The organism is Aminobacter aminovorans (assembly GCF_900445235.1).
Taxonomy (GTDB): domain Bacteria; phylum Pseudomonadota; class Alphaproteobacteria; order Rhizobiales; family Rhizobiaceae; genus Aminobacter; species Aminobacter aminovorans.
In genome coordinates, this window is sequence record NZ_UFSM01000001.1 from 61,273 (window position 1) to 74,164 (window position 12,892).

Genomic DNA, 12,892 nt, shown 5'->3' on the forward strand with positions numbered 1-12,892 from the left:
ACCCGACATTAGCGCACGCCCGGAGCCCCGGCCCCAAATGAAATTCTGTGACGACACCGTCATGGCCTATGACGCCTCGCGCCGGGTCTTCGAAGCTGGCGACGCGCTGACCTTCGACGCCGCCTGCCGGCTCGCTCATCTGCCGTTGGTGGCTCCAGCCCATGCCGAGGTCATCCCCGGCAAGGAGGGGAAGGATTATCGCAACGGACGATATGATACGCCAAGGCATTCCCTGGTGGTGCCGGTGGATGCCGGTGCGCTGGGCGCTGCAGAGACGTTCCAAGCCTTCGAGGCGGAGCTTCGCTCGTTTTCCTTCAGCAACAAGATCGCCTGGCAGCTTGGCCGCGAACGCGCCGGCAAGCTGCATGCGACCATCGTCGGCGGCTTGTCCGCGTCTGGCATTGGGCGTTGCGTGGAGGCAGCGGCCGCGGCATCTACGCCGCTGGGCTTGATTTCCCTTCGCATTGGCGGGCCGTTCCTCGGCCGGCTCAACACCGGGCGGATCTACCTTCCGGTCTATCCCTGTTGCCATGACGGCGAGGACGTCTTTGGGCTGGTGCAGCAGGCCTGCGGCGCGCGGCTGAGCCGCTTTTACGGGGTTGGAATGTATCATTTCGCGGCGGCGCTGACGGTTGCGGAGACGGCCGATCTGGCGCGGCTGGCCGAGCGGTGGCGGCGATCGGTTCTGGCCGAACTGCCGGTGACGTCGCTGGCGGTGATGGCGACGAACGACGACCTGGCGCTTTCGGGGCGGGTGGTCGCGACGATCCCGCTGGGCGAGCGGTCAGGCAGGCCGGTTTGATCCTGGCAATCGCGCAAACGAGCCCTTCGCCATTCGCTTGATCTTTTTTCCATCTCCGTCGTGAACCTTCTTCTCCTGCCCGGACACACACGATCGTGGCGGCCAGTGAGCCGCAAGATCAAAGGTGTCCCAGAGGAGAACCGAAATGAACGTCACCAACACCATCATCCGCTCGTCGCTGATCGCAACGCTCGCGCTTTCGATGTCGGCCTTTGCAGGTGCTGCATCGGCAGCCCAGCTCAAGGCCCGCGTGCCGGCACCGCCGCCGCACCAGCTCGGGCTCAAGGCGCCGGGCAGCGGCGGACAGACCCACGGCCATGTCGAGACCTGCAACAACAAGGCGTCGTGCAACCTGATGATCTCCTATTGCATCAGCAATGGCGGCGACTGGCAGGAGACCGGCACGCCTGGCCCGCAGGGCGAACCCCAGAAGGGCAAGTGTACCTATCCCTGATGGAATCAGGGGCTCCCAAGACCGGAAGCCAAGCACCCTCCCGTCTTCAGGACGGGAGGGTTTTTGCGCCGCATGGCGCCATAACGCTGGAGCGTGTCGCCGCTCTGCTTGACGTTGGCGCAGCATTCGGAGCAAATCGCCGGGCATTCGTGGGAGCTTGCCTGAAAAATGTCCGTCATCGGCCTTTCGCTGCTTGGTTTTTCGACCGTCATCTTCCTGATCGCCGCGATGGTGGCCAAGACCTGGGGCATCGAGCCGACGATCGGCAAGCTGGTGGTGACGCTGATCCTCTATTCGCTGGGCAACCTGATCATGCTGCGCCTGGTGCGGGACTTCGGCATGTCGGTGTCGTTCTCGCTGTCGGCGGTGATCCAGTTGATCGCCGTCAACGCGGTGGCCATCATCTATTTTGGCGAGAAACTGAGCGGCATACAGGGCATCGGCGTCGGGCTCGCCGTGGTCGCGGTGGCGCTGATCACGCTCGGGCCGGCGCTGGCCGGAAAATGAAAACGGCCGCTGAACGCGGCCGCTTCCCCAGGTACAAAGACTTCGATCAGACGGCGATCTTGCCGCCGCCCTGCTTGGTGATGGCGACGACGGCCGGACGGACCGGCATCTCGGGCTTGAAGTCGGGCCAGCGGGTCGAAAGGTCCTCGTAATAGGACGGGCGGCCAAAGCCTTCCCAGTCCTCGCCACCATCACCCGGATGCTGTACGGCGACGAAGGCGGTCTGGTCGTCGGGCGCGAACAGCGGGCCGCACATCTCGGCGCCGACAGGTACGCGGAAGAACAGCTTGGAGGTGGCGCGCGCCTCGCCCTCGGTGTCGACGGCCCACAGGCCGTCAGTGCGGCCGGTGGCCTTGGGCGAGTTTCCGTCGGTCGACACCCACAGGCGGCCGGCGGAGTCGACGGCGCAGTTGTCGGGCATGCCGAACCAGCCATTTTGGGTCGTGGACGTCGAGAACGAGGCGCCGACCTCGGCGACCGACGGATCACCACATTTGAGCAGGACTTCCCACTTGCCCTTGGCGGCGGTGAAATCGCCGCCGTCCTCGATCAGCTCGATGATGTGGCCGAAGGCGTTTTCGGCGCGTGGGTTGGCGGCGTCGACCTGGTCGGCCTTGCGCTTGGTGTTGTTGGTCAGCATGACATAGACCTTGCCGTTGACGGCATTGGGCTGAATGTCCTCGGGGCGGTCCATCTTGGTGGCGCCGAGCAGGTCGCCGGCGCGGCGCGCCTCGATGACCACGTCGGCCTGGCTGACAAAGCCGTTGTCGGCAGTAAGCGGGCCTTCCCCCTGAACCAGCGGCAGCCAGGCGAAGGTGCCGTCCTCGGCAAACTTGGCGACGTAGAGCGTGCCTTCGTCGAGCAGGTCGAGATTGGCAGCGCGGTCGTCGGGGTTGAACTTGCCCTTGGTCACGAACTTGTAGACGTAATCGAAGCGCTCGTCGTCGCCGAGATAGAAGACGACGCGGCCGTCGCTGGCAACGATGGATTCAGCGCCCTCGTGCTTGAAGCGACCGAGTGCCGTGCGCTTCTTCGGCAGCGAGTTTGGATCGTTGACGTCGACCTCGACGATCCAACCGAAGCGGTTGGGCTCGTTCGGCTCCTTGGAGACGTCGAAGCGGTCGTAGAACTTGAACCACTCATAGGTGCCCTCAGGCACGCCGAGACGCTTGTAGTTGGCGGCCTCGGGATGATCGGCCGGCAGCTCGCCGCCGAAATAGCCGTGGAAGTTTTCCTCAGCCATGATGTAGGTGCCCCAGGGCGTGACCCCGCCGGCGCAGTTGTTGAGCGTGCCGAACACCTTGGTGCCGGTCGCATCGGCATTAGTCTTGAGGCGGTCATGGCCGGCGGCCGGGCCGGTCAGCTGCATCTCGGTGGTCGAGGTGATGCGGCGGTTGAGTTTGCCGTCGCGGACCGGCTGCCACTTGCCCGCTTCCTTGCGGATCTCGACGATGGTGCCGCCATGGGCCGCCATCTCGATGTCGACGCGCTTCTGGTCGGCGCGAGCGACTTCGATCTTGCCCTCGACGATCTTGACGATGCCGGGGAACATCAGGTGCTCGTTGGTGTATTCGTGGTTGACCACCAGCAGGCCGTGCTCGGACGAGCCTTCGAGCGCGATATAGCCGACATAGTCGTTGTTGTAGCCGAACTGCCTGGCCTGGGCTTCCGCCGACTGGTTGGCCGGGTCGAACTCGGGGGCGTCGGCGAAGATCGGGTCGCCCCAGCGCAGCAGCACGTCGGCGTCGTAACCGGCGGCGACATGATGCTTGTCGTCGATGCCGGCCTCGATCTCGTCGAAGGCGAAGGCGGACGCGCTAGCCGCGCGGGCATCGTCGGCGAGCAGGATGGCGATCGGGCTGACGGTTGCGGCGATGGCAGAGACGGCAAGCGAGCCCTGGAGGAAGCCGCGGCGGGAGAAGCGCCTGGCGATGATGTCGCCCATGGTGCGGTTGTCGGTCGGGTTGTGGCCGGGACCGTCATTCTCCTCGAGCATCGAGGTGCGGAATTTCTGATCATGGGGCTGGTTCATGGCGTCGACCTCTGGCTGGGTGTTCGGCTTGGGGTTCGCCGAGACCGCTAGTTGCCGTGCATAACAACAGCATGACAATCTGGTCGAAAATCCACAGCACTCCAAAGCGTGACTGAAGTGGCCTCGCGGGTGGGTTTGCTGCGACCTTTTGCATGCACGCCTTTTCTTTGGGAAAGGCGTGCCCACCTGTTGCGAACCGGCCCGGAAGCGGCCATCCCAAGAGCGGAACAAGACGGACGGACGATGCAGCAGAGATTGTGGAACAGGATCGAGTTTTCGCTTTTGGCGGGAGGCATCATCATTGCCGGCGGCCTCTGGGGCTTCGTCGAACTGTCCGAGATCGCCCGCGAGGCCGCACCGCACAGCTTCGACACCGACATCCTGCTGTTCTTCCGTGAGGCCGGCAACACCGCCGATCCGATCGGCCCGTCATGGGTGGAAGAAGCGATGCGCGACATTACAGCACTCGGCAGTGCATCGGTGCTGATCTACATCACCGCGATCAGCGTCATCTACCTCGCCATGACCAGGCGCTGGGGCCCCGCGCTGTTCGTGTTCGCTTCGGTGGCCGGCGGCCAGGTACTGTCGAGCCTGCTCAAGCTCGGCATCGACCGGCCGCGGCCAGACCTCGTGCCGCATCTAGCGCAGGTGCACACGATGAGCTTTCCGAGCGGCCACGCCATGCTGTCTGCCGTCACCTACCTGACACTGGGTGCGCTTCTTGCCCGTTTCCTGCCGGGCCGGGCGGCGACGATCTTCGTCTTTGCCATCGCCATCCTGACCACTGTCATGGTCGGCATCAGCCGCGTGTATCTCGGCGTGCACTGGCCATCCGACGTGCTTGCCGGCTGGTGCGCGGGTTTTGCCTGGGCAACGTTGTGCTGGCTGATCAGCCGGCGCTTCATGCGGCCGGTCGAGGACGAGGAATAATATGTGCTACAAGCATTAATAATGATGCTTGAGACATCAGTATGAATGTATGGTACATTCATACTGCGGATTGAGACGGGACCAGCTCCAAGTGATCACAGCCGCACAGATGCGCGCCGCAAGAGCGCTGGCAGGCATCGACCAGAAGACGCTCGCCGAACTGGCCGGCGTCTCGGTGCCGACGATCCAGCGCATGGAAGCGAGCGAGGGCGTTGTGCGCGGCGTTGTCGACACGCTGACCAAGGTCATCGAGGCGCTCGATGCCGCCGGCATCGAGCTGATCGGCGAGACCGAGAGCGGCGGCCGGGGCGTGCGGCTGAAGAAAAAGGCCTTCTGAGCCTCGTGATCCGCAAGATGTAGTCGCGACGGCGACCGCCGACAATTTTGCCGACGATCCCGCCGCATTCGACAGGGTGCGGAAGATGGATACGGTGGGGAACCCACAACAGCACAGCACGCCGACATTCGCCGAACTGTTCACGCCCAAGCTGGTGACGGTTTTTCGCGAAGGCTACGGCGCGGCACGGTTCAAGGCCGACGCGATATCAGGTCTGACGGTGGCGATCGTGGCGCTGCCACTGTCGATGGCGATTGCCATCGCTTCTGGCGTGTCGCCGGACAAGGGCCTGTTCACGGCAATCATCGGCGGCTTCATCGTCTCGGCAATGGGCGGCAGCCGGTTCCAGATCGGCGGCCCCGCCGGCGCCTTTATCGTGCTGGTAGCAGCTACGGTTGCGCGCGAGGGCGTCGAGGGCCTGATCCTCGCCACTTTCATGGCAGGCGTCGTCCTGATTGTCGTCGGCTATCTCAGGCTCGGCACCTACATCAAGTTCATCCCCTATCCCGTCACCGTGGGTTTTACGGCGGGCATCGCAGTCATCATATTCGCCAGCCAAGTAAGCGAGATGTTCGGGCTGACGCTGCCGGGCAAGGAGCCGGGCCAACTGGTGCCGAAGCTTATGGCGTTGGCGAAAGCAGCCGGCACGTTGAACGTCTCATCGGTGACTGTGACCGCACTCACCATCGCAACAATTCTGGCGCTCAAGCGCTGGCGGCCGAATTGGCCCGGCATGCTGATCGCGGTCGGCGTCGGATCCATGGTCGTTGCCTTGCTGGCACTGCCGGTCGAGACCATCGGCACGCGGTTCGGCGGCATCCCAAGAACATTGCCATGGCCTGCCCTGCCCGTATTCAGTCTGGACAAGGCGATGTCGGTACTGCCGGACGCCGTCGCCTTCGCGCTGCTCGGTGCCATCGAGTCACTGCTGTCGGCGGTGGTTGCCGACGGCATGACCGGCCGGCGCCACCGCTCGAACTGCGAACTGGTGGCGCAGGGTTTCGCCAATATCGGTTCGGCGCTGTTCGGCGGCATCTGTGTGACCGGCGCCATCGCGCGTACCGCCACCAACGTTCGGGCCGGGGCCTACGGACCGGTGTCCGGCATGCTGCATTCGCTGTTCCTGCTCGCCTTCATGCTGATGGCAGCGCCCCTGGCGAGCTACATACCGCTGGCAGCACTGGCCGGCGTGCTGGCGGTGGTGGCCTGGAACATGGTCGAGAAACAGGCTTTCGCCGCGCTGATCCGCTCGTCGCGGGGCGATGCGCTGGTGTTGACGGTCACCTTCCTGCTGGTGGTGTTCCGCGATCTGACCGAAGGCATCGTCGTTGGCTTCGCGCTGGGTGCGCTGCTGTTCATCGACCGCATGGCAAAGAGCGTCGCGGTAGAGGCCGAAATTCCGCTGACGCAGGAAGACGTCGCCGACACGACCAACGGCAGCCGCCATGCCTACGTGCCCGAGGATGCAGGCGATGCCGACACCGTGATTTACCGGATCTCGGGCGCGTTCTTCTTTGGAGCCGCCTCGACGGTCGGAGCAGTGCTCGACCGCATCGCCGACCAGCGGCGCAACTTCATCCTCGACTGCAGCCGTGTGCCATTGCTCGATTCAACGGCGGCCATTGCAATCGAGGGCGCCGCACGCAAAGCCGGCAAGGCCGGCGTCAGGTTCTTCATAACAGGCGCTTCGCCGCAGACGCGGCGAATGCTGGTTACCCACGGCGTCCGGCAGCCGCTGGTCAGCTATGCAGCCTCGGTGGCGGAAGCGGTTGAACTGGTGAGGGCCGACAAGGCAACGTGAAACCGGTTGCCTGATGATCAGAAGCGTCAGGCAAACTTGCGCTGGGCGTCGAGGGCGAGTCCGAGACCGACCGAGCCGAAGGCGTCGCCCTGGACGATCTGGGCACCCGGCACCAGCGCCAGGATGCTTTCGCGCGCCAGCGGGATGGCGGTCGAGCCACCGGTCAGAAACACCGCAGTGATGTCCTTTGCGCCGACCTGGGCTTCGGCAAGCGTGTCGGCGACGGTCGCGGTGACGCGTTCGACGGCACTGCGGATCGTATCTTCCAGGCCTCGCCTGGTGAGCGGCGCGGTGAATTTCGCCCCGGGCAGCTTGACGTCGATCGTCGCTTCGGCAGCGTCGGTCAGCTCGATCTTGGCCTTTTCGACCTTGGTCGCCAGCGCGTGGCCGAAACGCTGGTCGACAACCTCGATCATCCTGTCGATGAGATCGGGCCGCTGCGCCTCGAAGCGGATCTGGCGCAGGTCGAGCATTGCCTTGGGGGTATAGAGCAGGTTGATGCGCTGCCAGGTCGCCAGGTCGATGAAGTATCCGGCCGGCAGGTTGCGCTTGCCGTCCTTGGTCGGGGTGAGATAGCCGAGCTCGGGCATGATGTGGGCGATCGAGAGCAGGCGGTCAAAATCGGTACCACCGATATGGACGCCGCGATTGGCGAGGATGTCGGCCTTGCGATCGCCGGAGGCGGCACGCTCGGGCGAGACGCGGACGATCGAGAAGTCGGAGGTGCCGCCGCCCATGTCGACGATCAGCGCCAGTTCTTCGCGCGTCACCGTGCGCTCATAGTCGAGCGCGGCCGCGATCGGCTCGAACTGGAAGTCGATGTGCTTGAAGCCCTGTGCGCGGGCGGCCTTTTCAAGCTCGCTCTGGGCAGCCGCGTCGGCCTCGGGGTTGTCGTCCACGAACTGGACCGGACGGCCAAGCACGACGTTTTCGACCGGCTCGCCGACGTGGTTTTCGAGGCGGTCCTTGAGATGGCCGACGAACATGCCGACGATGTCGGTGAAGGCGATGTAACGCGCCTTGATGCGGGTCTTTTCATGCACCAGCGAGGAGCCGAGCACGCTCTTCAGGGCGCGCATCAGCCGGCCTTCGGCGCCGTCGGTGTATTCGCCGATGGCGCGGCGGCCAAGGGCCGTCTGGTTGTCCTCGAAATTGAAAAAGATGGCCGACGGCAGCGTGACGTTTTCACCCTCGAGCGCAACGAGGCGCGGACGGCCGTTCTCGATAACGCCGACGGTTGAATTGGAAGTGCCGAAGTCTATGCCGCCGAAAGCCGGTCGCATCGCCTGGTCCTGAATTTTCTGCATGAATGAATGGGCGACCCCAAGCTTCTGCCGGGCCGCAATCGGACCGTGCGCCTACACGACGGGGCGACGATTGTCGATCTCTTCCGGGCATTTTCCGGGAAAATGTGATCGCTGGCCCAATCCCCGCGGCATTCCATGGAAACCGGTTTCGTGCGATATCGCAGCCATTCGAACGAGCCGGATATCCGCCATGACCCTTACAGGTTTTCTTGCCTATAGCGGTGCGCTGGCCATCGCTGCCGCCATTCCCGGTCCGGGCGTGACGGCGCTGGTGGCGCGTGCGCTCGGCTCGGGCTTCCGCTCCTCGCTGGCCATGTCGCTCGGCCTGGTGGTCGGCGACCTGACCTATCTCACCGCCGTCGTGCTTGGCCTTGCCTTTGTCGCCCAGTCCTTCGGCATGGTGTTCCTGGCAATCAAGTGGCTCGGCGTCGCCTACCTTGCCTGGCTCGCCTGGAATTTCTGGACCAGCGGCATCACGCCTGAGACCGTCGAGACGAAGAAGGGCAAGGGCGGGCTGTTCTCGAGCTTCCTCGCCGGGCTGACGGTGACGTTGGGCAACCCCAAGACGATGATCTTCTACCTGGCGATCACGCCGACGGTGGTCGACCTGCACGCACTGACACTTGGCGACTACGGCATTCTCGTCGCCATCACCATTGCCGTGCTGCTGGTCGTGCTGGTGCCCTACTTGCTGCTGGCCTCGCAGGCGCGCTGGTTGCTCAAGACGCCGCGCGCGCTCAAGCTGCTCAACCGCACCGCCGCCGGTTTCATGGTTGGCGCGGCCGCTGCTATCGCCGCCCGCCAATAAGCAGACGGCCCGGAATTTCATTCCTCATAATTGGCGTTCACGGAAACATGTTTCCGTGAACCTTGGCTAATCAGCACGAGACCCACTCGGAATCTGCCCTGCGACCTCCTATCTTCGCAGTTCACATCTCAGGCCTTTTTCGGGAGCGAAATCGATGAACAAGCCCGTTACCTCCACGCGCCTACCAGGTCGCGGACGCATCTATGGCTCCATCACCGAAACGATCGGCGACACGCCGCTGGTGCGGCTCGACAAGTTCGCCAAGGAGAAGGGCGTGGCGGCGAACCTGATCGCCAAGCTGGAGTTCTTCAATCCGATCGCATCGGTCAAGGACCGTATCGGCGTCGCCATGGTCGAGGCACTGGAGGCCGACGGCCGCATCGAGCCGGGCAAGAGCACGCTGATCGAGCCGACCTCCGGCAACACCGGCATCGCGCTCGCCTTCGCCGCGGCCGCCAAGGGCTACAAGCTGATCCTGACCATGCCCGAAACGATGTCGATCGAACGCCGCAAGATGCTGGCGCTGCTCGGCGCCGAACTGGTGCTGACCGAAGGCGCCAAGGGCATGAAGGGCGCAATCGCCAAGGCCGAAGAGCTGGTGCAGACCATTCCGAACGCCATCATTCCGCAGCAGTTCGAGAACCCGGCCAACCCCGAGATCCATCGCCAGACGACGGCCGAGGAGATCTGGAACGACACGCAAGGCGGAATCGACATCTTTGTTGCCGGCATCGGCACCGGCGGCACGATCACCGGTGTCGGCCAGGTGATCAAGGCCCGCAAGCCGTCGCTGCATGTCGTGGCAGTCGAGCCCGAGGGTTCGCCGGTGCTGTCGGGCGGCCAGCCCGGCCCGCACAAGATTCAGGGCATCGGCGCCGGCTTCGCGCCCAAGGTGCTCGACACGAGCGTCTATGACGAGATCATCAAGGTTTCCAACGAGGATGCGGTGGCAAACGCCCGTCTCGTCGCGCGTCTCGAAGGCGTGCCGGTCGGCATCTCCTCAGGTGCAGCGCTGCAGGCAGCCGTCATCGTTGGCTCGCGGCCGGAGAATGCCGGCAAGAACATCGTTGTGGTGATCCCGTCCTTTGCCGAGCGATATCTCTCGACGGTGCTGTTCGAGGGACTGGGCGGGTAAGTCTTGCCGTCTACCTTGGTGCGCCTTCTCTCCTTGCGGGAGAAGGCGCTCCGGCTGGCTCCATACAGAGGTTCCTTCTTCAGCCTCTCATTTCTTCCAACCCCCTCATCCAACTCGGCGCTGCGCGCCGAGCCACCTTCGCCCACAGGAGGAGAAGGTAAGATCGTGGCACCCGGCTTTCCGCTGGAGGCTTTACCCGCCGCCCAGCGCCGCCCGCTTGCGCTTGAGGAAGTCGCGTACGGCCTGGTCGGATTCGAGGCCGATGGCGAGTTGGTAGGCCTTGTCGGCCTCACCCGCGTTTCCCGCCAGTGACAACAGTTCGGCGCGCGCTGCCCAATAGGGCTGGTATTCGTTGAGCCTTGGGTCGTCGATGGCGTCAAGCAGGGCCAGGCCTTGTTCGAGCGCGCCCGCATAAGCCACCGCCACCGCATGGTTGACGGCAATGACCGGCGAGGCCGAAAGCGTCATCAGGCCGGTATAAAGGGTTGCGATCGCCATCCAGTCGGTGCGGCCGTCAAAGCGCCGCGCAGCATGAGCCGACTGGATCGCCGCCTCAACCTGGTAGCGGCCGATGCCGTGCAAGGCGCCGGCGCGCTGAAGTAATGCGTCGGCCTCGCCAATCAGGGCGCCATCCCACAACAAAGTGTCCTGTTCGCTGAGCGGCACGAATTCACTCAGCGGACCGCGGCGGGCTGGCCGCCGTGCCTCGGCATGCAGCATCAGGGACAGCAGGCACAGTGCCTCCGGTTCGTCTGGCAGCAGGTCGACCACCAACCGGCCGAGCCAGATAGCTTCGGATGCGAGGTTGCGGCGGCGGGATTCGGCACCACTGGCATCCGTCCAGCCTTCGGAGAAGGCGGCGTAGATCGCTTCCAGAACGGCCCGCAGCCTTTCGGCGAGTTCGGCCTTTTCAGGAATGCGAAACGGGACGCCGGCTTGCCTGATGCACGACTTGGCCCGCACCAGGCGCTGGCCCATTGTCGAAGGCGAGACCAGGAAGGCCGAAGCGATGGTGGCGGCATCAAAGCCGAGGACTGCCTGCAGGATCAGCGGCGCGCGCACGCCTGCCTCGATCGCCGGGTGGGCGCAGGCGAACATCAGGCCGAGCCGGTCGTCGGGAAACTTCTCGCGCGCCATCTCCTGCTCCAGTTCTTCGCCGATCAGACGCAGATGCGCCTGGCCGGCCTCCCCGGTCATGCGTCGCCGCTGCTGGTCGACGGAACGCCGCCGCGCCACCGTCAGCAGCCAGGCCTCGGGATGGTTCGGCACGCCCGTCTCGGGCCATCTCGACAAGGCCGCGGCAAAAGCGTCGGCGAGTGCGTCCTCGGCACCGGCGACATCGCGGGTGCGCGCCGAAAGATAGGCAACGAGCCTGCCGTAGCTCTGGCGGGCCGCGGCTTCCGCCGCCGCCCGCGCCTGTTCGGCAGCTGGCGCCATGCTAGCGGGTCGGCCAGATCGGGCGCACTTCGACGATGCCGTAATTGGCGCTGGGGCAGCGCGCCGCCCAGCCGAGCGCGGCATCGAGATCCGGCGCCTCGATGATGTAGAAGCCGCCGAGTTGCTCCTTGGTCGTGGCGAACGGGCCATCGAGCACTTCGGTCTTGCCGTCGCGAACTCGAACCGTGGTGGCCGACGACGCGCCGCGCAGGCGCTCGCCCGAAACCATGGCTCCAGCTTTGATCAGCGCTTCATTGTAGGCCATATAGGGCGCGCTCATCTTCTCCTGGTCTTCCCGACTTGCCGCCGCAAGCGGTGTGTCGTCGTGATGAAGCAGAAGCATGTACTGCATTGTCGTCTCCTGTTGTTCCCGGCCGCGTCGTCGCGGGCCGAACGGAAGTCGCGCCACTTCGACGGATTTCTACAGGCTAGCAGAGTTTTTTTCGGCCGCGCGCCGGTGGACTACGAAAAACGACCCCGATTGCGGGGGATCATGAAGGCAGCAGAGCCGTAGCGGCTGGACCGGCGAAAAATCGATCCTGGCAAGCGTGTGCCCGCCTTGAGCAGGATGTCGGCGGCATGTCATATCCGAGCGCCGGGGAAGAACGGCTGGGGGCAGAAATGTACAGGCTTTACACACGCGCCGGCAGCGGCGGCTTTGTCGTCGAGGCGGCTTTCGCACTGGCGGGTGTGCCATTCGAGCGCATCGAGGTGGTCAAGGGCGTCGAGCCCGCAGCAGAGTTCCGCAAGATAAGCCCGCTTGGCCAGGTGCCGGCGCTGGTGCTGCCGGACGGACAGGCGATGACCGAGTCGGCTGCGATGTGTCAGTTGATCGCCGAACGCCATCCCTACGCCCGGCTGGCACCTTCGGTGGATGCGTCTGGGCGCGCCGACTTCCTGCGCTGGATGGCTTTCCTGACATCGGTGACCTATCCGGCGCTGCTGCGCGAATATTACGCCCATCGCTATACCACGGACGCTCTTGGCATCGAGGCGGTGAAGGCAGCCGCGATCGCCGAGGCGGAGCGCAGCTTCGGCGTTGTCGAGGCGGCACTGCAAGACCGGGACTGGCTCGCCGGCACGCATATGTCGATCGCCGACGTCTATCTGCTGATGCTGGCGTATTGGCACCCGGAGCCGGGCAAACTCGCTCTCGCCTGGCCCAACATCGCGCGCCTGTGCACGGTTCTCAAGGAGGATGCCGTGCTGACGGAGCTGAACGCCAGCCACGCCATGTGGTGAAGGCGGAACGGCCCGTATGAACGGGCCGTCAAGGCGTCCGCATTCGCGAAGAAGCAGCGCGCCAGTTCGTTATCGTGTCTTGAAGAGCTCGTCTTGAGGT

13 protein-coding genes are annotated in these 12,892 nt (G+C 64.5%); 9 read left to right on the forward strand and 4 right to left on the reverse strand.

All coding sequences use genetic code 11. The features are described from left to right. The first annotated feature begins 61 nt into the window (after positions 1 to 61). The 3 genes from DY201_RS00295 (at position 62) to DY201_RS00305 (ending at position 1,763) form a co-directional block, all read left to right on the forward strand. The gene (locus tag DY201_RS00295; protein ID WP_131922378.1) at positions 62 to 802 is read left to right on the forward strand and encodes a hypothetical protein; all 741 of its coding nucleotides are present in this window, start codon (positions 62 to 64) and stop codon (positions 800 to 802) included. A 145-nt stretch (positions 803 to 947) separates the two neighbouring features. Next, positions 948 to 1,256 (forward strand): hypothetical protein, encoded by a 309-nt coding sequence (locus DY201_RS00300; protein ID WP_115729375.1) that lies wholly within the window; start codon positions 948 to 950, stop codon positions 1,254 to 1,256. 168 nt (positions 1,257 to 1,424) lie between these two features. Continuing rightward, entirely contained in the window at positions 1,425 to 1,763 is a 339-nt protein-coding gene (locus DY201_RS00305; RefSeq protein WP_115729377.1) for a hypothetical protein, read from the forward strand. Between the two features lie 46 nt (positions 1,764 to 1,809). On the opposite strand, the gene DY201_RS00310 is transcribed toward DY201_RS00305, so the two are convergent. Continuing rightward, complete coding sequence (locus tag DY201_RS00310) at positions 1,810 to 3,795, reverse strand: PhoX family protein (RefSeq protein ID WP_115729379.1); 1,986 nt, start codon at positions 3,793 to 3,795, stop codon at positions 1,810 to 1,812. 243 nt (positions 3,796 to 4,038) lie between these two features. On the opposite strand from DY201_RS00310, the gene DY201_RS00315 reads away from it, so the two are divergent. The 3 genes from DY201_RS00315 (at position 4,039) to DY201_RS00325 (ending at position 6,863) form a co-directional block, all read left to right on the forward strand. Further along, positions 4,039 to 4,725 carry a phosphatase PAP2 family protein gene (locus DY201_RS00315; protein WP_115729381.1) on the forward strand — a complete coding sequence of 229 codons (687 nt, stop codon included), beginning with the start codon at positions 4,039 to 4,041 and terminating at the stop codon, positions 4,723 to 4,725. Between the two features lie 91 nt (positions 4,726 to 4,816). Continuing rightward, a complete protein-coding gene (locus DY201_RS00320) occupies positions 4,817 to 5,062 on the forward strand; it encodes a helix-turn-helix domain-containing protein (protein ID WP_115729382.1) in 246 nt (81 codons plus the stop codon). An 85-nt stretch (positions 5,063 to 5,147) separates the two neighbouring features. After that, positions 5,148 to 6,863: a SulP family inorganic anion transporter gene (locus tag DY201_RS00325; protein ID WP_115729384.1), complete on the forward strand. Its 1,716-nt coding sequence runs from the start codon at positions 5,148 to 5,150 to the stop codon at positions 6,861 to 6,863. Positions 6,864 to 6,889: 26 nt separating this feature from the next. Here the strand turns inward: DY201_RS00325 and DY201_RS00330 are convergent, their stop codons facing one another. After that, a complete protein-coding gene (locus DY201_RS00330; RefSeq protein ID WP_115733498.1) occupies positions 6,890 to 8,146 on the reverse strand; it encodes an Hsp70 family protein in 1,257 nt (418 codons plus the stop codon). Positions 8,147 to 8,360: 214 nt separating this feature from the next. On the opposite strand from DY201_RS00330, the gene DY201_RS00335 reads away from it, so the two are divergent. Together DY201_RS00335 and cysK are read left to right on the forward strand one after the other, a co-directional pair. Further along, entirely contained in the window at positions 8,361 to 8,978 is a 618-nt protein-coding gene (locus tag DY201_RS00335; RefSeq protein WP_115729386.1) for a LysE family translocator, read from the forward strand. A 154-nt stretch (positions 8,979 to 9,132) separates the two neighbouring features. Then, on the forward strand, positions 9,133 to 10,113 hold the full coding sequence (cysK, locus tag DY201_RS00340; RefSeq protein ID WP_115729388.1) for a cysteine synthase A: 981 nt from the start codon (positions 9,133 to 9,135) through the stop codon (positions 10,111 to 10,113). 192 nt (positions 10,114 to 10,305) lie between these two features. On the opposite strand, the gene DY201_RS00345 is transcribed toward cysK, so the two are convergent. Beyond that, complete coding sequence (locus DY201_RS00345) at positions 10,306 to 11,550, reverse strand: RNA polymerase sigma factor (RefSeq protein WP_115729390.1); 1,245 nt, start codon at positions 11,548 to 11,550, stop codon at positions 10,306 to 10,308. 1 nt (position 11,551) lies between these two features. Then, a complete protein-coding gene (locus DY201_RS00350; RefSeq protein ID WP_115729392.1) occupies positions 11,552 to 11,902 on the reverse strand; it encodes a YciI family protein in 351 nt (116 codons plus the stop codon). A gap of 269 nt (positions 11,903 to 12,171) precedes the next feature. Here DY201_RS00350 and DY201_RS00355 point away from each other — a divergent pair, with 269 nt between their 5' ends. After that, entirely contained in the window at positions 12,172 to 12,792 is a 621-nt protein-coding gene (locus DY201_RS00355) for a glutathione S-transferase family protein (RefSeq protein ID WP_115729394.1), read from the forward strand. Positions 12,793 to 12,892: the final 100 nt, after the last annotated feature.

Bases quoted from the DNA above. Each gene is read 5' to 3' on its own strand.
- cysK (WP_115729388.1), top strand. From the start codon at position 9,133: ATGAACAAGCCCGTTACCTCCACGCGCCTACCAGGTCGCGGACGCATC.
- DY201_RS00355 (WP_115729394.1), top strand. From the start codon at position 12,172: ATGTACAGGCTTTACACACGCGCCGGCAGCGGCGGCTTTGTCGTCGAG.
- DY201_RS00310 (WP_115729379.1), bottom strand. From the start codon at position 3,795: ATGAACCAGCCCCATGATCAGAAATTCCGCACCTCGATGCTCGAGGAG.
- DY201_RS00300 (WP_115729375.1), top strand. From the start codon at position 948: ATGAACGTCACCAACACCATCATCCGCTCGTCGCTGATCGCAACGCTC.
- DY201_RS00315 (WP_115729381.1), top strand. From the start codon at position 4,039: ATGCAGCAGAGATTGTGGAACAGGATCGAGTTTTCGCTTTTGGCGGGA.
- DY201_RS00330 (WP_115733498.1), bottom strand. From the start codon at position 8,146: ATGCGACCGGCTTTCGGCGGCATAGACTTCGGCACTTCCAATTCAACC.
- DY201_RS00335 (WP_115729386.1), top strand. From the start codon at position 8,361: ATGACCCTTACAGGTTTTCTTGCCTATAGCGGTGCGCTGGCCATCGCT.
- DY201_RS00305 (WP_115729377.1), top strand. From the start codon at position 1,425: ATGTCCGTCATCGGCCTTTCGCTGCTTGGTTTTTCGACCGTCATCTTC.
- DY201_RS00295 (WP_131922378.1), top strand. From the start codon at position 62: ATGGCCTATGACGCCTCGCGCCGGGTCTTCGAAGCTGGCGACGCGCTG.
- DY201_RS00325 (WP_115729384.1), top strand. From the start codon at position 5,148: ATGGATACGGTGGGGAACCCACAACAGCACAGCACGCCGACATTCGCC.
- DY201_RS00350 (WP_115729392.1), bottom strand. From the start codon at position 11,902: ATGCAGTACATGCTTCTGCTTCATCACGACGACACACCGCTTGCGGCG.
- DY201_RS00345 (WP_115729390.1), bottom strand. From the start codon at position 11,550: ATGGCGCCAGCTGCCGAACAGGCGCGGGCGGCGGCGGAAGCCGCGGCC.